The 18,488-nt window shown below is 61.5% G+C and carries 13 protein-coding genes; 12 read left to right on the top strand and 1 reads right to left on the bottom strand.

The window, feature by feature from the left end; translation table 11 throughout:
* Positions 1 to 62: 62 nt before the first annotated feature.
* The 3 genes from B3H65_RS08505 to B3H65_RS08495 all read left to right on the top strand — a co-directional run bounded on the left by B3H65_RS08505 (position 63) and on the right by B3H65_RS08495 (position 4,677).
* Complete coding sequence (locus B3H65_RS08505; RefSeq protein ID WP_286684890.1) at positions 63 to 1,361, top strand: NlpC/P60 family protein; 1,299 nt, start codon at positions 63 to 65, stop codon at positions 1,359 to 1,361.
* Between the two features lie 130 nt (positions 1,362 to 1,491).
* The gene (murJ, locus tag B3H65_RS08500) at positions 1,492 to 3,591 is read left to right on the top strand and encodes a murein biosynthesis integral membrane protein MurJ (RefSeq protein WP_286684889.1); all 2,100 of its coding nucleotides are present in this window, start codon (positions 1,492 to 1,494) and stop codon (positions 3,589 to 3,591) included.
* A 123-nt stretch (positions 3,592 to 3,714) separates the two neighbouring features.
* Positions 3,715 to 4,677: a lipid II:glycine glycyltransferase FemX gene (locus B3H65_RS08495; RefSeq protein WP_286684888.1), complete on the top strand. Its 963-nt coding sequence runs from the start codon at positions 3,715 to 3,717 to the stop codon at positions 4,675 to 4,677.
* A gap of 349 nt (positions 4,678 to 5,026) precedes the next feature.
* Here B3H65_RS08495 and B3H65_RS08490 read toward each other — a convergent pair whose 3' ends face one another.
* Positions 5,027 to 6,262, bottom strand: a complete 1,236-nt coding sequence (locus B3H65_RS08490; RefSeq protein ID WP_286684887.1) for an ATP-grasp domain-containing protein — start codon at positions 6,260 to 6,262, stop codon at positions 5,027 to 5,029.
* 163 nt (positions 6,263 to 6,425) lie between these two features.
* Between B3H65_RS08490 and uvrC the strand changes: the two genes are divergently transcribed.
* The 9 genes from uvrC (at position 6,426) to B3H65_RS08445 (ending at position 18,305) form a co-directional block, all read left to right on the top strand.
* Entirely contained in the window at positions 6,426 to 8,324 is a 1,899-nt protein-coding gene (gene uvrC, locus B3H65_RS08485; RefSeq protein WP_286684886.1) for an excinuclease ABC subunit UvrC, read from the top strand.
* Between the two features lie 450 nt (positions 8,325 to 8,774).
* On the top strand, positions 8,775 to 10,376 hold the full coding sequence (locus B3H65_RS08480; RefSeq protein ID WP_286684885.1) for an ABC transporter substrate-binding protein: 1,602 nt from the start codon (positions 8,775 to 8,777) through the stop codon (positions 10,374 to 10,376).
* A 126-nt stretch (positions 10,377 to 10,502) separates the two neighbouring features.
* Positions 10,503 to 11,462 (top strand): ABC transporter permease, encoded by a 960-nt coding sequence (locus tag B3H65_RS08475; protein ID WP_009140063.1) that lies wholly within the window; start codon positions 10,503 to 10,505, stop codon positions 11,460 to 11,462.
* 3 nt (positions 11,463 to 11,465) lie between these two features.
* The gene (locus B3H65_RS08470; protein WP_286684884.1) at positions 11,466 to 13,517 is read left to right on the top strand and encodes a dipeptide/oligopeptide/nickel ABC transporter permease/ATP-binding protein; all 2,052 of its coding nucleotides are present in this window, start codon (positions 11,466 to 11,468) and stop codon (positions 13,515 to 13,517) included.
* Positions 13,518 to 14,345, top strand: a complete 828-nt coding sequence (locus tag B3H65_RS08465; protein WP_117678967.1) for an ABC transporter ATP-binding protein — start codon at positions 13,518 to 13,520, stop codon at positions 14,343 to 14,345.
* 98 nt (positions 14,346 to 14,443) lie between these two features.
* Positions 14,444 to 15,430: an acetylxylan esterase gene (locus tag B3H65_RS08460; RefSeq protein ID WP_270480423.1), complete on the top strand. Its 987-nt coding sequence runs from the start codon at positions 14,444 to 14,446 to the stop codon at positions 15,428 to 15,430.
* Between the two features lie 2 nt (positions 15,431 to 15,432).
* Positions 15,433 to 16,251, top strand: coding sequence for an acetylxylan esterase (locus B3H65_RS08455; RefSeq protein ID WP_117678969.1), 819 nt, complete (start codon positions 15,433 to 15,435; stop codon positions 16,249 to 16,251).
* 124 nt (positions 16,252 to 16,375) lie between these two features.
* The gene (locus B3H65_RS08450) at positions 16,376 to 17,296 is read left to right on the top strand and encodes a dihydrodipicolinate synthase family protein (protein ID WP_286684883.1); all 921 of its coding nucleotides are present in this window, start codon (positions 16,376 to 16,378) and stop codon (positions 17,294 to 17,296) included.
* Between the two features lie 52 nt (positions 17,297 to 17,348).
* Entirely contained in the window at positions 17,349 to 18,305 is a 957-nt protein-coding gene (locus B3H65_RS08445; protein WP_117678971.1) for an ROK family protein, read from the top strand.
* The last annotated feature ends 183 nt before the right edge of the window (positions 18,306 to 18,488 follow it).

Below are 18,488 nucleotides of genomic sequence, written 5' to 3'. Positions count from 1 at the left end.
GCGCGATGGTTGCGGGGCTGCTAGTATAGAACGGTCCGCCGTCGATAGAAAAGGTCGATGAAATGATGCTAAAACGTACTCGCGCGGCTGTTACGGTTGCCACTGCATTTGCACTCGCGGCTTGCACTATTCCCGCTCAGCCCGCCTACGCTGAGCCTTCTGACCAGCTGCAGCAGCGCGTTAACGAGGCGTATGCCCAGCTTATGAGTTACACGCAGGAACTCGAGCTCGCTGGTAATAAGCTTCAAGAGGTTAAGACCAACCTGAGCAACGTCCAGACTGAGATCGAGGCCACCAAGACCGAGATTTCTGAGAAGGAAGCAGAGCTCAAGGTGGCTCAGGAGGAACTGAGCGGTCGCCTGTCCGATAGCTACAAGCGTGGTGACGCGAGCCTTCTTTCCGTCATCCTTGGTGCAAATGACTTTAGCGAGCTTTTTTCTCGCATGTTCTACGCGAACAAGATTGCCGAGCGCGATCAGCAGGCAATCGATGCCGTCCGTGCCGCTAAGTCCGAGCTTGAGAGCAAGCAAGAGGACCTGGCCAAGCAGGAGGCCGAGCAGAAGCAGCTTGTCGCCGATCAGCAGCAGCAGACCGACACGGTCGCCGCTCGCGTCAACGCGCAGCAGACCTTCTACAGCGGTCTCGATAGCCAGCTGAAGGAGCAGCTTGCCGAGGAGGAGGCCCTTCGCATCGCCCAGGAGGAGTATGCGAAGCAGCAGGCCGCCCAGCAGCAGAACAACGGCTCCTCGTCCAACAACAGCTCTTCCAACACGGGTAATGCTGGAAATACCAACAACGGTGGTTCCAACAACAATTCCTCGTCCAACAACTCCAACAACAACAATTCGAACAACAACTCCAACAGCAATTCGAACAACAATTCGAACAACAACTCCGGCTCCGGCAGCAACTCCGGTTCCAACAACAACAGCTCGTCCGGCAGCAGCAAGCCCAGCACTCCTGATTACGGCTCCGATTCCGGCAACGCTCCTTCTAGCGTGGTCGATATCGCGTTGGCGCAGGTGGGCAAGGAGTACGTATACGGTACTGCCGGCCCCAACACCTTCGACTGCTCCGGCTTGGTGTCTTACAGCTACGCGCAGGTTGGTTATTCCATCACCCATTGGTCGCAAGGCCAGTTCAACCTGGTTCAGTCCAAGGGTCACCTGGTGCGTTCCGCAAGCTCGCTGAAACCCGGTGACCTGGTCTTCTGGGGTTACAGCGCAACCTCGATCTACCACGTGGGCATCTACATTGGCGGCGGCCGTTACGTTCACGCCTCCATGCCCGGCGTTGGCGTTGTTACCGCTACGCTCAACACCGGCAGCTCCACGTATATGGGCGGCGGCTCTCCGGTTTAATCCGTTCGCGAGATTGCAGTTACATAGAAAACACGTCAACGTGTGATGATTATCAGGCTTCGGGTCATTCCCGGAGCCTGATTTATAGTTAAGAGACTATGGAACAATGAAGGGACCTAAGGGGGACCCAATGGATATGGACGAACGACCGCGAGGCAGGCATTTTGCGTCCAAGCCCACCGTAAGGAGCGAGGCACCTCGTCCCGATGAGACGACGGCGTTTCTAGTCGCTGCGCGCACGCGCTTTGAGGGCGATGGCATGCCCATGCGCCGACCGGACGAGACGTCTGTCTATCTGTCTGCCGCGGAGCGCTCGCGTTTAGAGGCGGCGCTGGCCCCCGTTCCCGTGCAGCCTATGGGCGAGATGGACAACGTGGGCGATCTGTTCCCTGCTGATTCCGAGCTTGTGGCAGAGGAGGGGAGCGATTTCGCCACCGGCAATCTGTTCGCCGACGCCGGCGTGACCGGCACGCTTGGTGGCGACCATGCAGCTCTGGTTTCGCACGCTAGCCCGTCGCATGCTGCCGTTCGCGCCCATGCGGCCGCCCGCGGGGATGCTGCGTTGGAATCTGAACCCGTTGAGTCCACGGGTGTAATTCCAGCTATGGACGAGGATTTTGAGAGCGAGGAGGAGGTCGAGCAGATCGCCTCGCAAAAGGCGAACACGGCGAGCATCCTCGTCATCATCAGCCGCATCACCGGCTTTGGCCGCACCATGGCCCAGGCCAACGCGCTGTCCGGCGCCCTTATGGCGGTGGCGAGCTGCTACACGGTTGCCTCGACTATGCCTAACTTCTTGTACGAGCTGGTCATGGGCGGCATGCTCATCACCTCGTTTTTGCCCGTCTACGTTTCCGTACGCAAGCGTCTGGGACGCCAGGGCGCGGCGGATTACGCGTCCAACCTGCTCTCGCTCGTTGTCATGCTCATGGGCGTGATGTCCGTGGTGAGCTTTATCTTTGCGGCGCCGCTCATTTGGACGCAGTCCGCAGGTGCCAGCTCTGACTTCAACTTCGACCTCGCCGTATGGTTCTTTAGGTTCTTCGCGTTCGAGATCGTGCTGTACGGTCTTTCGTCCATTATCTCCGGCGTACTCAATGCGGAACGCGACTACTTTTGGAGCAACGCCGCTCCCATTGTGAACAACGTCATCACCATCGCGTCGTTCTCGCTGTATGCATATGTGGTCAAGAGCGGCATCCTCACGTGGGAGCAGGCGCTGATCATCTTGGCCGTGGGCAATCCCTTGGGCGTCGCCGCGCAGGTCTTTATGCAGATACCCGCCCTGGCGCGCCACGGTGTACGCCTGCGTTTCCGCGTCGATCTGCACGACCCCGCCATCAAGGAGACCTTGGCTATCGGTCTGCCCACGCTGGTGGTCACGTTCGCGTCGTTCCCAACGTCTGCCGTGCAGTCCTCTTGCGCCCTGCAGGTCACGGCCAACGGCGCCGCCATCGCGTATTACTCGCGCGTGTGGTACGTGCTGCCGTACTCCATTTTGGCGATCCCCATCTCGGTCACCATGTTTACCGAGCTGTCCAACTTCCGCGTTGCGGGCCGCATGGACGCCTACAAGCGCGCGCTGGTCTCCGGCATGCGCAAGCTTATGTTCACGCTCATTCCGTGCTCGCTGCTGCTGATCGTCTTCGCCCCGGTGCTCATCGCGGTCATTGGCGGTTTTGATGCCGAGGATGCCGCGCTTACGGCTGCCTACCTGCAGGTCCAGGCCGTGGCGTTGCCGTTCTACGCGCTGTCCACCTATCTGCAGAAGGTATGCTCCTCGCTTATGCGCATGAAGTTCTACGCCATCGCCACCTGCGTGGCAGCCGTGGTGCAGGTGACGTTCTGCATCGTCCTCACTCCCGTCTACGGCCTGTACGTGGTTCCGTTTAGCTCCACGTTCTTCTTTATCGCCGTCGACGTGGTGACCATTTTGAATGTTCGCCGCGAGATTGGTTCCCTGGGCCTTTCGTCCGTGGTGTCCAGCTGCGTGCGCGGGCTGGTCTTTGGCCTGTTGGGCGCGGCGACCGGCGCCGGTATCCTGCTTGCCCTCAACATGTTTGCGGGCGAAGTGGGCGGATCCATGATGCGCGGCTTGATCTATGCCTGCGCTGCCGGTATCCCATCCTTGATTATGTGCTATGGCTTGTCATACGCTATGCATAAGTCCGAGGCGCCGTTCTTCGACGCTATCTTTGGCAAGGTGGGTCGCCTGGTGCGCAGGGCATAGGACAGCGGGGGCGGGACCCGTTTCTGGCCGCGCCGCCCTTCATCGTCCACCTACCTGTCTGCAGATCTTTGTAATGAAGCCCGGCATGGTTGCCGGATATTAGAGATAGATGGAGTATCAACCGTGGAATATCGTCTGATCGATACGCAAGAGGCCTGGGACCAGGTTGTCCGAACCCATAACGGCCACCCCATGCAGTCTTGGGGCTGGGGATCGCTCAAGGAGCAGACCGGTTCTTGGACCGCGCATCATGTGGTGTGCGAGGACGCCGGCACGTTTGTCTGCGCCGCGTTGGTGTTGGTGCGCAAGCTTCCCTGGCCGTTCAAGAGCATCTGCTATTCTCCGCGCGGTCCCATTGTTGAGGATGTCGCCGATCTGCCCCGCGCTGCGGACCTTATCGCCCAGTGGTGCCGCGAGCACGTGCACGCCGTTTCGCTCAAGATCGACCCGGGCGTGTCCGGCGTGACCCTCAATGACGGTTGGAAGCAGGGGAGCACCATCTTGATCGCCAACACCGCGGTGATCGATACCGTGCCGGATGAGGATGCCATTCTCAAGAGCTTTCATTCCAAGAAGGCCCGCCAGTACATTCGCAAGGCCGGGCGCATGGGCGTCGAGGTGCGTCGTGCAACGCGTGAGGACCTGCCGGCCATCCTCGACCTCTATCACAAGACGGCTGAAGAGGATAACTTCTTTATCCATGACGACCATTACTACCAGGTGGCATTTGACGCTATGGACGATGTGAACCAGGTCTTTGTCGCCGAGTGCGAAGGTCGCCTGCTCGCGTTTTTGTGGAACGTCACCACGCCTGCTGCCGCGTTTGAGCTCTGGGGCGGCGTGAACGAGGAAGGTAAAACAAAGCGCGCCAACTATTTGCTCAAGTGGACGGCGATTCTTGAGGCAAAACAGAGTGGAGCTGTGCTCTACGATCTCAACGGTCTGCTCAACGACGGTATCAGCAAGTTTAAGATGCTCTTTATCGAGGAGCCCACGCAGTGGATCGGCACGTTCGATAAGCCGCTGAGCCCGCTGTTTGGCGTATGGGAGGGCTCGCTCAAGCTGTATCGCAGGCTGTTCAAGTAGGTTTTTGTGGCCATGCCTTCCGTGCGTGGCCTTTCGTGCCCGTCGCTTTGTGCTCTTGGAAAACGGCCCGTTGTAATACATGTATCGAATCGGGCCGTTTTATGAGGGTAAAATGGTTCGCTGTAATACACATTTTAAGATTGGTATTAAAAAGAACCAGAAATCTGAGAAAAAGTGGTCCCCCGTAATACCAATTCCAAAATCGGTATTACGGGGGACCATATGAAACGGTTCAAAATGGTCAAAAGTAATACGCGAGTTCCGGGTATTACTTTTGACCGTTTTTTGCGTCAGTCTCGGCGGCGCGCATCAACGCGGCAAGGCGCGCCGCCGCAGCCGCCGAGCGACGCTAGAACGAGGTCTCGGTGGGCTCGGGGTAGTAGCGTGCGAACTTGCGGTACTGGTTGTTCTCCGTCAACTCCACGTCCACCATGCGGCGCAGCGAGCGGTCCGCGGCGTAGCGCTGCGGGTCAAACACGCGGTTCTGGCTCACCAGGCGGTCGACGCGCGCCAGCAGTTCCGGGTCGCGCACGTAGCGGCGCAGCAGGCGGGTGGGCACCAGCGAGTAGAGGATCTCGTTGGTGATGCGCACCGGCTCGACGTCTTGTCCGCAAACCAGGTCCTCAACGCAAAACGCCATGGGGTTTGCCCCCGCCGCGCAGTTGTAGAACGAGTTGCGGCCAATGCGCGGGTTTACTTCCAAGAACAAGCGGCGGCCCGTGGCGGGGTCGCGCTTGATATCGAAGTTGGCAAAACCGCGGTAGCCAATGCTGGTGAGCATGTGGGCGCACTTGTCCCATACGTCGTCCATGGGCTGGGTGATCATGGCCACGGGGTTGCCCAGCATAGAGGGCGCGTGGTCTTCCAGCAACACCTGAGCGCCGCCAAACATGGTGGTCTTGCCATGGCTATCTATGTAGAGGGTGACGCTGTCCATATAGGTGTCGTCGCCGCCGATAAGCTCCTGCACCAAAAAGTTGCCGGCGAACCCGGCGTCGCGCAGCTTGGCCCATAGCTCGTCCAGCTGCTCCTGGCGCTCGATAAAGTAGACCTTCTTAAAGCCCATGTTGATAAAGCTGGCGTATTCGGGCGAGTACGCGGGCTTGGCAACCAGGGGAAAAGCGATTTTGCTGGGGGCGATCGGCTCGTTTCCGGCCAAGCGCACCAGTTCGGTTGCGGGCGTGTCCAGGCCGTGCGCGCGGCATAGCTCGTTAAAGCGGTTCTTGTTCGAGACCTGTGCGATCACCTCGGCGGACGGGGTGGGCGAGACTATGCCCTCGATCTGCGCCTTGGCGGCGTTGACGGCGGGGATGCACGGCTCGGAGTTGGTGATCAGCACCACGGTCTTATCGCGGTTGCGCACCGCGATGCGGCGCACGTGATCGCAGATCTCCTCCGGTTCGGTGGTGGTGCAGCGAACGTGTTCAAAAATGCGCGAATGCTTGATGATGCCTATGGGCTCCTGAATCAGCGAGATCGCCTTGCAGCCGTATGCCTCGTGGAACTCGCGTCCAATAGCGTAGGCGCCAATGTCGCCTCCCAAGATGACTGGTAGGATAGATGCATCATGCGAGATGCGGACCATATTCGTCCCCTTTGCATCGAGATGTTTCACGGGCAAGGTCGCGCGGCCCTTCGGCGCGCGGTCGCTAAGGGGACATGATACCGCATGGCCGTGCCCTTGCTTTCACGGCGGTGCGCACGGTGCGTTTTTGGACGAGGAATCTACAGCGTTTGGGAGGAGCTGCATGGATATCGCGGGCGGTCCCGTGCCGAGTATCGCCGAGCAGGTGGCGCAGGTGCCCACCGATCCCGGCTGCTATCTGTGGAAAGACGCTTCCGGCCAGGTTATCTACGTGGGCAAGGCCAAGAACCTGCGCGCCCGCATGCGCCAGTACGTCACCTTGCAGGACGACCGCCAAAAGATTCCCCTCATGATGCAGCTGGTCGCCAGCTTCGACTACATCGTGGTCGACAACGAGCACGAGGCGCTTGTGCTCGAGCGAAACCTCATCGGCCAATACCATCCCTATTTCAACGTTGATTACAAGGACGATAAGTCCTATCCCTACATCGCCATCACCAAGGGCGACGTCTTTCCCGCTATCAAGTACACGCGCGAGAAGCATCGTCCAGATACGCGCTATTTCGGCCCCTACACGGACAGCCGCGCGGCGCGGGCGACCATCGATACGTTGCGCAAGGTGTGCCCCATCTGCAGCGCGTCGTGTACGGAGTGGAAGCGCGTGCGCCGCCTGTTGGAGAAAAGCCCCCAGGATGCGGACCTCATCGGTCTTATCTGCGCGCAGAAGGGCCGCCCCTGTTTCGATTACCACGTGGGACGCGGTCCGGGCGTGTGCGCGGGCATGATCGACGCGGACTCCTACGCCAAGAACGTGCGCCGTGTGGAGCGCTTCTTGTCCGGCCAGCGTCGCGACCTCATCGCAGACCTTAAAGAGGAAATGTCCGCTGCCGCCGCGGAGCTTGATTTCGAGCGTGCCGGCCGCGTCAAGCGCCGCCTCGAGGTGATCGACGGGCTGGACGATCGCCAGCAGGTGGTGTTCCCAACCAGCGTGGATATCGATGTCATCGGCTTCTACCGCGAGGAGACAATCGCCGGGGCCTGCGTCTTTGTAGTCCGCGAGGGCCGCACGCAGCGCACCTGCGAGTTCATTCTGGACAAGGGCTTCGACGTCTCGGAAGAAGAGCTCATAGAGGGCTTCGTCAAGCGCTATTACGACGAGACGGCGGATATCCCCGCAGAGGTCGACGTCGCCTGCGAGCTTGAAGACGGCGAGATGATAGGGGAGTGGCTTACCTCCAAGCGCGGGCGCGTGTGCCGCCTGCACCGTCCCCAGCGCGGCGAGAAGCACCGCCTGCTCGAGACGGCGCAGCGAAACGCCCGCCATGCGCTGCTTCGCTACATGATGCGCACCGGCTATGCAGACGACCGCACCAACCAGGCCCTGCTTCAGCTGGAGAGCGCCCTGGCCCTGCCCGCGCCGCCGCTTCGCATCGAGTGCTTCGACATCTCCACCATCCACGGTCGGTTTACCGTGGCGTCCATGGTGGTGTTCACCAACGGCAGCGCGGACAAATCGCAATACCGCCGCTTCAAGATCCGCGCTGAGCTGGACGAGGCGAACGACTTCGTTTCCATGCAAGAGGTCCTGGGTCGCCGCTATGCTCCAGAGCGCATGGCGGACGAACGCTTTGGCTCGCGGCCGGATCTACTTGTGGTCGATGGCGGCAAGCCGCAGCTGACCGCGGCACTCACGCAGCTGGAAGAGCTGGGGCTCGACATCCCCGTGTGTGGTCTGGCAAAGGCGGACGAGGAGGTCTTTGTGCCCTGGGACGAGACTCCCGTTGTGCTTCCCACCGGCTCGGCATCGCTCTACCTCATCAAGCAGGTGCGCGACGAGGCCCACCGCTTTGCGATCACGTTCCACCGCGAGCTTCGCGACAAGGCTATGACCGTATCTATTTTGGACGAGGTGGAGGGTATAGGCCCGCGTCGCAAAAAGGACATCATGAAGCACTTTGGCTCCATGAAGCGACTGCGCGAGGCGAGCGTGGATGAGATCGCGGCGGTAAAGGGTGTAAGCGAGGACGTTGCCCGGGCGCTTTACGATACCCTTCGCGCATAAGGCTGCCTAGCACATTTTTCATCCTCTGTCATAACAAACGGTAAAGTGCAAGTTTTCATCCCGTGAACGGCATGTTTCACGGGATGTTTTTTGTCATCTGGTTATAACAAGTGGTATGAAGAAAAAAGGCTGAAAGAATTCGATAAAAAACGAGAGTGATAGGGCGGTTTACTAAAGTAGAGTGCTCAACTGGGGTAACTCTAATAATGTACAAATGTATACGAAACAAGCTCGAAATAAACTGGTATTAGTGGTCTTCTCAATAACACCTTGGCAATAATAAGTCAACAAATCCGTGAACGGTCGGTTTTTCCGTATGCGCGATTCAGGGTAACGCTCGCCGAGCGGACAACCGAGCGTTCGGATGTGGTCGGTATTGTTAGGTTGTCCGTAAATTGCACGGCGGGATTTGCCCTGCCGCGTGAAAGCTCTAGTGATTGGAGAGCTATTATGCACGATCTGATGAACAGGCGTTCCTTCCTCGGTCTCGCTGGCGGCGCTGCCGCAGTTGCCGGCCTGGGTCTCGCCGGCTGCGGTGGCGGCGGCGACAAGCCCGCTGGCTCCACTCCGGCCGAGGGCGGCACCAAGGGCGGCGGCACCATCACCGCAGGCTCCGCCTACACCACCACCAACTTCGATCCGTCGAGCACCTCCTCCGCTCTTGCATGCGGCACCAACTGGCATGTCGTCGAGGGTCTGTACGGCCTGGACTTCCATGACTACAGCGTCTACAACGAGCTGGCCGCCGGCGACCCCGAGCAGGTCGACGATACCACCTATGAGATCGCCCTGCGCGACGGCGCCAAGTTCTCCGATGGCAACGCCGTGACCGCTGACGACATCGTCGAGTCCTTCGTCCGCGCTACCGCCGAGGGCAACATCTACATCCCGATGCTGGCTCCCATCGCCTCCGTCGAGAAGAAGGACGACGCCACCGTCACCGTCAAGACCACCGTTCCCAACTTCTCCCTGCTGAAGGAGCGCCTGGCGATCGTTCGCGTCGTCCCTGCTTCTTCCACCAAGGAGGACATGACCGCCAAGCCCGTCGGCTCCGGCCCCTGGATGTATGAGTCCATCTCCGACTCCGCCGTCGACATGGTCCCCAACCCCGAGTACAACGGCGATCATCCTGCCAAGGACAAGAAGCTGCACTACGACATCCTGGTCGACCCCACCGCTCGCGTCACCGCTCAGCAGGAAGGCTCCACGCTCGTCATGGAGATGGTTACCGCTGACGCCGTCGAGCAGCTCGAGTCCGCCGGCTGCAAAATCGACGTCGTCGACGGCTTCGGCACCCGCTTCATGCTCTTCAACACCCAGAAGGCTCCGTGGGACAACGTCAAGGCCCGCCAGGCCATCATGTTCGCTCTCGACTACGACAAGATGATCGAGAACGCGTTCGCTGGCCTCGCCTCCGCCCCCACCTGCTATCTGCCCAAGTCCTACACCAACTATCATGAGGCCTCCACGGTCTACACCCATGATGTTGACAAGGCTAAGTCCCTCCTGGAGGAGGCCGGCGCTACCGGTGGCGCCATCAAGCTCCTCACCACGGACAACGAGCAGGTCAAGACCATGGCCGTCCAGGTCCAGCAGGACCTCAAGGAGCTCGGTTTCGACGCTGAGATCGTGACCCGCACCTCCGCCGATACCTACGCCGACATCGACGCTGGCGGCGACTTCGACCTCCTGCTCGCCCCTGGCGATCCTTCCTGCTTCGGCGCCGACCCCGACCTGCTCATGAACTGGTGGTACGGCGACAACGCTTGGATGAAGGTCCGTGCCCGCTGGAGCGAGTCCGCTGAGTGGAAGCAGCTCACCGAGCTCATGTCCTCCGCTCTGGGCCAGACCGGCGACGAGCAGCAGGAGACTTGGAACAAGTGCTTCGACATGATCGCCGAGCAGGCTGTCCTGTACCCGGTTCTCCAGGTCAAGACCGCTACCGCCTCTTGGAGCGAGAACCCCAACGCCGAGGGTGTCCGCATCGAGGGCTTCGAGGGCATCGGCACCACCGGTATGTCCTTCATCGACTGCACCACTGTTACCGAGTAATTTCGGTTTCACGAGCACGCCTTCGCGCGTGACAAAAAGTACGTGAAGTGGGGGGTTTGGGTGACTCGCTCTACCTGAACCCCCCATTCATCGTTTACTGCAGTATCAGTAGAGAGAGGGGAAGCAGTGAACAATCTTTTGCGCCTCATTGGCCGACGTCTCGTCGCGCTGCCCATCATGGCACTCGGCGTCACGTTGCTCGTGTTCGGCCTCATGTCGTTCACCGACCCGAGTATTCCCGCGCGAAACGCCCTGGGCGAGGGCGCCTCGCCGGAAGCGATCGAGCAGTATATGGAGGAGCAGGGTCTTAACGACCCGCTGCCCGAGCGCTACGTGAATTACATCGGCGGTCTGCTCCACGGCGACCTTGGCACCTACGGCGCAGCGCGCACGTCCGTGTCCTCCCGTATCGCCACGGCCCTGCCCGTTACGATGCAGCTGACCTTCATCGGTCTCATCATCGGCGCCATCGTTTCGTTCGTGCTTGGCGTCATCGCGGCGCTTTACCGCGACAAGTGGCCCGACCAGTTGATCCGCGTGTTCTCGATCGCCGGCATCGCTACGCCTTCCTTCTGGTTGGCAGTCTTGATGATCTTGGTGTTCTCGTCTTACATGCACCTGCTGCCGGCTTCCGGTCCTCTGCCGCATTTCACCACCAACCCTGGCGGCTACCTTGCGCGCATGCTCATGCCCGCCATCGCCTTGGCGTTCCCGCTGACCGGCCAGATGACCCGTATCGTTCGTACGGCTATGGTCGAGGAGCTTGACAAGGACTATGTCCGCACTGCTCGCGGCGGCGGCCTTCCCGAGTTCGTGGTCATCGCCCGCAACGTGCTTCGCAACGCCCTGATCACCCCCGTTACCACGCTGGGCCTCAAGATCGGTTACCTCATGGGCGGCGCCGTCGTCATCGAGGTCATCTTCAACCTCCCCGGCATGGGCACGGCGATTCTCGCTGGCATCACCGGTGGCGAGACCATGCTCGTCCAGGGCGTCGTCATCGTCGTCGCGCTCGCCTTCGTCATCATCAACATCATCGTTGATATGCTGTATCTGCTCATCAACCCGCGCATTAGGACGGTGTAGGCCATGGTTAAGATTCGTGAAGAACAGACCGAGCGCCTCGAGGATGCCGCTTCCAAGGGCCTTAAGTTCGGCGGCTTCAAGAACATGAAGCTTGGAAGCAAGATCTCCCTCATCCTTCTCGTGCTCGTGGCGCTTACCGCCATCCTCGCTCCCGTACTCGCTCCGCATGACCCGCTGGAGATCTTCACCGCGCGCCAGGCGCCCGGTGGCGGCTTCCTGTTCGGTACGGACGATAAGGGTCGAGACATCTTGTCCCGCATGCTCTACGGTGGTCGCTACTCGCTGGTCATCGGCTTTGGTGCAACCCTGTTCGCACTGGTGTGCGGCTCCATTGTCGGCGCCGTCGCAGCCGTTTCCCGCAAGGCCGTGTCCGAGGTCATCATGCGCCTGCTCGACATCATCATGTCGGTTCCCGGCATCGCCCTGGCAGCCGTTCTGGTCTTGATCCTCGGTAACTCCGTGCCCGCCATCATCTTCTCCATCGGTTTCATGTACACGCCGCAGATCGCTCGTATCGTGCGAGCAAACATCGTTTCCGAATACGGCGAGGACTACGTCCGCGCGGTCATCGTGTCCGGCGCCCAGGCCCCCTGGATCCTCGTTAAGCACGTCCTGCGCAACTGCATCGCGCCCATCATGGTCTTTACCGTCACCCTGGTCGCAGACGCCATCATCTTCGAGGCATCCCTTACCTTCATCGGCGCGGGCATCACCGAGCCGACGGCTACATGGGGCAACATCCTCGCTGACGCCCGCGGCGGCGTACTTGCCGGCCGTTGGTGGCAGGCGCTGTTCCCCGGCATCGCCATTATGGTTACCTGCCTTGCGCTGAACATCCTTTCCGAGGGCCTGACCGACGCCATGGCTGCCAAGCCCGGCGCCCCCGTCAAGTCCAACGACTCCGAGTCCAACCGCGCCGACGACATCCTGGTCAATAATCCCGTTCTTGCTTACGAGCAGCAGGCTGAGTCCCTGAATCGTCGTCTCGGCGCCCTGCGCGATGTCGAGCTCAAGCGCACCGACCGCCACGTGCCCGACCTGTCCGTCGAGCCCCTGCTCGCGGTCAAGGACCTCTCCATCAGCTTCGAGAGCCACGGCGACGTTAAGGTTGTCGACGGCGTGTCCTTCGAGGTCCGCCCCGGCCAGTGCATGGCGCTGGTGGGCGAGTCCGGTTGCGGCAAGTCCATTACCACCAAGGTCATCATGGGCCTTACCGACCCCGGCGAGCAGATTACCGGCCAGGTGCTGTTTGATGGCAAGGACCTGCTCAAGCTCACCAAGGAAGAGCATCGTCAGCTTCTGGGCCACGAGATCGCCATGGTCTACCAGGACGCCCTGTCCTCGCTCAACCCCTCCATGCTCATTTCCAGCCAGATGAAGCAGCTTACCAGCCGCGGTGGCACCCGCAGCGCCGAGGAGCTCCTCGAGCTCGTCGGCCTCGATCCGCAGCGCACGCTCGAGAGCTATCCGCACGAGCTGTCCGGCGGCCAGCGCCAGCGCGTCCTTATCGCTATGGCTCTTACCCGCGACCCCAAGCTCATCATCTGCGACGAGCCCACCACCGCGCTGGACGTTACCGTTCAGAAGCAGATCATCAAGCTCCTGAACGACCTTCAGGCAAAGCTCGGCTTCGCTATGATCTTCGTGTCGCACGACCTTGCCCTGGTGGCCGAGGTTGGCTCCGAGATCACCGTTATGTACGCTGGCCAGGTTATCGAGCAGGCTCCCACCGTCGAGCTGCTCACCAACCCCATCCACGAGTACACCCGCGGCCTGCTTGGCTCCGTCCTCTCCATCGAAGAGGGCGCCAAGGACGGTACGCGCCTGCATCAGGTTCCCGGTTCGGTTCCCTCTCCGGAGGACTTCCCCCGCGGCGACCGCTTCGCACCGCGCTCCAGCCACCCCACCCTTGGCCTGGACGTCCATCCCGTTATCAAGTCCGTTCCGGGCAAGTACCATCGCTACTCGGAGCTTCCGGACGATTACCTCAAGGCCAACGGCCTTACGCCCTACCTTGAGACCATCAGCGCCAAGACTGCCTCGGAGGTGATGTAGATGAGCGCTGCGCAGAATGCCGAGAAGGAGCCCATCATCTTCCTCGACGACATTTCCGTCACGTTCAAGACCCGTACGGGCTCGCTCCTCCATCCCAACCTGGTCCACGCCGTCAACCATGTCTCGATCAAGCTCATGCCGGGCGAGACCATCGGTATCGTCGGCGAGTCCGGTTGCGGCAAGTCCACTACCGCCAACGTCATGTGCGGCCTGCAGAGCCCCACGTCCGGCAAGGTCTACTTCAAGGGCCAGGACGTCACCAAGCGCACCGCCGATCTGCGCAAGCAGATGGGTCGCGTGGTCTCGGTCGTCTTCCAGGATCCCGCGACGGCTCTGAACCCCCGCATGATCGTCCATGATCAGCTGCTCGACCCGCTGCTGGTCCACAAGGTGGGAAGCCCCGCCGAACGTGAGAAGCGCATCAACGAGCTTATCGGCTTGGTCGGCCTTCCCAAGAGCGCCCTTCGCGCCCTTCCCGGCCAGCTGTCCGGCGGCCAGCGCCAGCGCGTCGCCATCGCCCGCGCCATGTCGCTGAACCCCAGCGCCATCATCGCCGACGAGCCCACTTCCGCACTCGACGTGTCGGTTCGCGCCCAGATCCTCAACCTCTTGACCGACCTCAAGAAGGACCTTGGCCTGTCCATGATGTTCATCAGCCATGACATCCAGACGGTCCGCTACATCTCCGATAAGATCATCGTCATGAACCATGGCCAGATCATGGAGCAGGGTCCCGCTAAGCAGGTCTTCGAGAACCCGCAGGACCCCTACACCAAGCTGCTGCTTGGCGCCGCGCCCTCGCTGCTGCATCCTAAGCTCGGTGAGTAGTCGCAATTCATAGACAGGTTCGCGCGTCCGGCACCCCGTCGGGCGCGCGTTCGTGGAAAGTGCCGCTTCGGTTCGCATATCCGATGAAGGGAGGGGTTATGGCTTGGATGCATGACGGAGAGCTGTCTTCATACCGGGGTAGCGACCCCTGCCCAAGTGATTTCGATGCGTTCTGGGCTGAGCGTATGGACGAGGCCGACGCGGTCGCGCTTGAGTTCGATATCGCCCGCGCCGAGCTGCCCCATGCGCCCTCGTGCGAGTTTCTCGATGTCTGGTTCTCGGGCATCGACGGGTCTCGCTTGCATGCCAAATACATCCGACGCGCCTCTCGGCTCGCGGACGGTAGCGTGACGAGCGATTCGTCCAATCCGTTGGTGCTTCAGTTCCACGGCTATCCCGGATCGAGTCGAAGTTGGTTCGAGCAGTGCTCGTTTGTCGGCATGGGAATGTCGGTGCTCGCTTTAGATTGCCCGGGTCAAGGCGGCCCCTCGCAGGATCTCGGTGGGTATCCCGGTCCAACGGTCAGCGGCCACATCATCGCCGGCTTGTCCGGCGACCCCGCTGAGCTCTATTACGTCAGGCTGCATCAAGACATTCGCATCATGATGCGAATCGTCCAGACCTGTCCGGAGTTCGCCCACTCGCGCCTTTTCGTGAACGGCGCGTCCCAGGGCGGTGCCTTGGGGCTCGCCACGTGCGCGCTCAACCGCGATGCGATCGATCGGGCCGCCATACTGTATCCCTTCCTGTCTGATTTCAGGTTGGTCTGGGACCTGGGCGCCGATGATATCGCTTACGAGGGCCTTCGATATTTCACCCGCTGGTTCGATGCGGAGGGTGGGGATATCGATCGGGCGTTCGGCTCTCTCGCGTATATCGATACGAAGAATTTCGCGCACATGGTCTCATGCCCGGTGCTCTTCGGCACGGGTACCGCAGATTCGGTCTGCCCCGTCGCTACCCAGTTCGCCGTCTTCAACAATCTTGATTGCGAGAAGCGCCATGAGTTCTTCGAGGGTTTCGGCCACGAGGAGATCCAATCGTTCGACGATATGATCATTGCGTTCTTTTGCGAGGCGATGTAGGCATGGCGCTCGAATCAAACGTAATGGAACTCATCTCGCCCGCTGCGGCGGCGATTCCCGGCACCGTGTCCGCGACCCTTTCGCGTCTTTCGACGTGGAGGGGCGAAGACGCCGACGGCGCCTTCGATGAGCGCATCGATGCGCTTGCCGGCTCAGTCGATCCCGACGCTGCCGCGCGCGTCACGGTGGAGCGGATCGATATGGGCAATCCGGCGGCTTGCTATTGGAGCGTGTCGGGGGAGAGCCTCGGCCGCTCGATCCGCGCGCGCCTCGTGCTTCCCTCCGGGCAGGGCGCGCATCCGCTGATTCTGATGTTCCACGATGCGGGCAGGCCGGTTCGTGGCTGGCATCATATGACCCGTTTCGCGGGCGTTGGCATGGCGGTCCTCGCCCTTGATCAGGAAGAAGGGCCGTTCGAGGACGTTCTTCTCGATGCGATCGCCCTCAAGGCGGCGACCCGCGCCGTCTCCGTGCTCGACCCCTCTTCAATCTCGACGTGGGGCGAAGGGTTGGGGGGAGCCCTCGCTTTGGGTGTCGCGGCTCTTTCGGGCGGCGATATCGCGCGTTGCGCCGCGGCGAATCCCTGCGCGCCCGCCTTGTGCGGGGATTGCGGAAGCCTTGTCCACCTTGCGCGGCGCATCGTCTGCCCAACCCTTGTGGGTACCGGCCTTATGGATGCGCCCGACAAGGTGGAGGATCAGTTCGCGCTGGTCAATCGCATGGGGTGCCCGTGTCGCCATATCATCTATCCAAAGCACGGACGCGAGCGCATCAACGCGTTCGAGGACCGTGCGCTCGCGTATCTGCTCTCGACCGAATAGGCGATTCAGTTCCGTCGAGAGATGAGTACAATTCAGGTGCCCGCCGTTAGGGGCCGGGCTCCGCGTTCGTTGATCAATAGTCTCGGGTATGGAGCCCGGGGCGATAAGAGAAGGAGTTGTCGCTATGACTACTGCCAAGTTCACCGGTGTTTATCCGCCCGTCGTCGTCCCCGATACCTCGGATCACCAGCTCGACGTCGTCTCCTTTGAGCGCAGCATCAACCGTATGATCGATGCGGGCGTCGACGGCCTGTTCTTCTTGGGGTCTTCGGGCGAGGTCGTGTTCTCCACCGACGAGCGTCGTCGCCAGATCATCTCCGAGGCCGTCCGCATCGTCGACCATCGCGTGCCGGTGATGGTCGGCATCATCGATACCGAGACCGAGCGCGTGCTCGAGCACGGTCGCGTCGCGCAGGAGCTCGGCGCCGACGTCCTGGTCGCCACTGCTCCGTTCTACGCCCTGGGCGGCATGGCCGAGGTCGAGGAGCACTTCCGCATCCTGCACGAGGAGCTCGACCTCCCCATCTTCGCCTACGACATCCCCGTGTGCGTCCACACCAAGCTTCCCTGGAAGCTCCTTGCCAAGCTCGGCGCCGAGGGCGTGCTCGCCGGCGTCAAGGATTCCTCCGGTGACGACGTGTCCTTCCGCTACCTGGTTCAGGAGAACGAGAAGCTTGGTCACCCGTTGACCCTGCTGACCGGGCACGAGGTCGTCGTCGACGGCGCGTACCTGGGTGGCGCCGACGGCTCCGTGCCGGGCCTCGCCAACGTTGAGCCCGAGGGCTATGTACGCATGTGGAAGGCAGCGCAGGCAGGAGACTGGGCGACCGTCAAGGCCGAGCAGGACCGCTTGAACGAGATAAGCCATATCTGGGACGTCACCACGGGAGTCCAGGGCTACGCCGGCGGCGTCGGCGCCTTCAAGACCGCCATGCACCTCATGGGCGTGTTCGATAGCCCCACCATGCCTCGTCCCGTCAAGGCGCTCGAGGGCGAGAACGTCGAGGCCATCCGCAAGGTCCTCGTCGACAACGGCCTGCTGTAGGGCCCCGGGCCGTACTCGTCCGACCGGTTCGAATTGAAAGAGGAGATTTCTCATGGATACTCAGACGATCGTTTCCGTCGATATCGGCGGCACCAAGATCGCGTGCGGTCTGGTAACCCTTGGCGGAGATGCTCCCGTCGTGGAGAGCGTGGTAAAGGTCCCAACCGATCCGCAACTTGGCGGGGAGCATGTTCTCGCTACCGTTATAGACCAGGTGAAAGCCGCCATCGAGCGCAGCGGTGCTAAGCCCGTGGGCGTCGGCATCTCCAGCGCCGGCGTCGTGAATCCCCGCAGCGGCGACATCACGTACGCCAACGAGATCATGCCCGGCTGGGGCGGAACCGCCTTGGGTGCGGAGGTTACCGCGGCCTGCGGCCTGCCCTGCCGGGTCCTCAACGACGTTCATGCCCACGCGCTCGGCGAGGCGCGCCACGGCGGCGGGCGCGATGCGTCCAGTTGCCTGGTGGTCGCCGTGGGCACCGGTATCGGCGGCGCGTTCGTCGAGCACGGCCATATCATGCTGGGCGCCCATGACGAGGCCGGGCATATCGGCCACGTCTGCTGCCCCGCGGCGGCGGGCGTTCCGTGCCCCTGCGGCGCCAGCGCCCACCTGGAGCCTATCGCGGCCGGCCCCGGTATCATCCGCGAGTACGTGCGCCTGGGCGGCGACGAGTTCTGCGAGGACGGCACCCCTATGCACGGCGCGGAGATCGACGCTCGCGCTGCCGCGGGAGACGAGGCTGCCATCGGTGCGGAGCACCGCGCCGGCCTCGCTCTGGGCGAAGTACTGGGCAGCATGTGCAACATGCTCGACCCGGCGTGCGTCATCCTTTCCGGTTCCGTCGCGCAGTGCGGCCCCAACTGGTCGGATGCCATGGCAGAGGGCTTCAAGAGCCAGGCTATGCCGCCCGTCGCCGCCACGCCCATAGTCGGCGGCGAGCTCGGTGGGGATGCGCCTTTGATCGGCGCGGCGGAGAACTTCATCTCCTCCGGCTACGCCGAGTGCTAGCGGCCGTCTCGAGTTAGCGTGAATCTTTTCGCCCCCGTCGTTCTCGACTGCTTTGGGCGGCGGAGGGCAAATGAGTGGGGGAGGGGCGCCAACTTGTTCGGTAGCCCCTCCTTTTTATCGATGCGCCCACCGGGGCGCCGTCAGAAAGGAAGCCAGCCTATGTCCGTGCATCCCTTGATCGAA

The sequence above is a fragment of the Collinsella sp. UBA1693 genome (assembly GCF_002320115.1).
Lineage (GTDB): Bacteria > Actinomycetota > Coriobacteriia > Coriobacteriales > Coriobacteriaceae > Collinsella > Collinsella tanakaei.
The sequence above is the reverse complement of the archived record's forward strand: the minus strand, read 5'-3'. Positions and strand labels throughout refer to the sequence as shown.

Excerpts from the sequence above, each read along its gene's own strand:
- B3H65_RS08505 (WP_286684890.1), top strand. The coding sequence starts at position 63 with ATGATGCTAAAACGTACTCGCGCGGCTGTTACGGTTGCCACTGCATTT.
- murJ (WP_286684889.1), top strand. The coding sequence starts at position 1,492 with ATGGATATGGACGAACGACCGCGAGGCAGGCATTTTGCGTCCAAGCCC.
- B3H65_RS08490 (WP_286684887.1), bottom strand. The coding sequence starts at position 6,262 with ATGGTCCGCATCTCGCATGATGCATCTATCCTACCAGTCATCTTGGGA.
- uvrC (WP_286684886.1), top strand. The coding sequence starts at position 6,426 with ATGGATATCGCGGGCGGTCCCGTGCCGAGTATCGCCGAGCAGGTGGCG.
- B3H65_RS08480 (WP_286684885.1), top strand. The coding sequence starts at position 8,775 with ATGCACGATCTGATGAACAGGCGTTCCTTCCTCGGTCTCGCTGGCGGC.
- B3H65_RS08470 (WP_286684884.1), top strand. The coding sequence starts at position 11,466 with ATGGTTAAGATTCGTGAAGAACAGACCGAGCGCCTCGAGGATGCCGCT.
- B3H65_RS08465 (WP_117678967.1), top strand. The coding sequence starts at position 13,518 with ATGAGCGCTGCGCAGAATGCCGAGAAGGAGCCCATCATCTTCCTCGAC.
- B3H65_RS08460 (WP_270480423.1), top strand. The coding sequence starts at position 14,444 with ATGGCTTGGATGCATGACGGAGAGCTGTCTTCATACCGGGGTAGCGAC.
- B3H65_RS08455 (WP_117678969.1), top strand. The coding sequence starts at position 15,433 with ATGGCGCTCGAATCAAACGTAATGGAACTCATCTCGCCCGCTGCGGCG.
- B3H65_RS08450 (WP_286684883.1), top strand. The coding sequence starts at position 16,376 with ATGACTACTGCCAAGTTCACCGGTGTTTATCCGCCCGTCGTCGTCCCC.
- B3H65_RS08445 (WP_117678971.1), top strand. The coding sequence starts at position 17,349 with ATGGATACTCAGACGATCGTTTCCGTCGATATCGGCGGCACCAAGATC.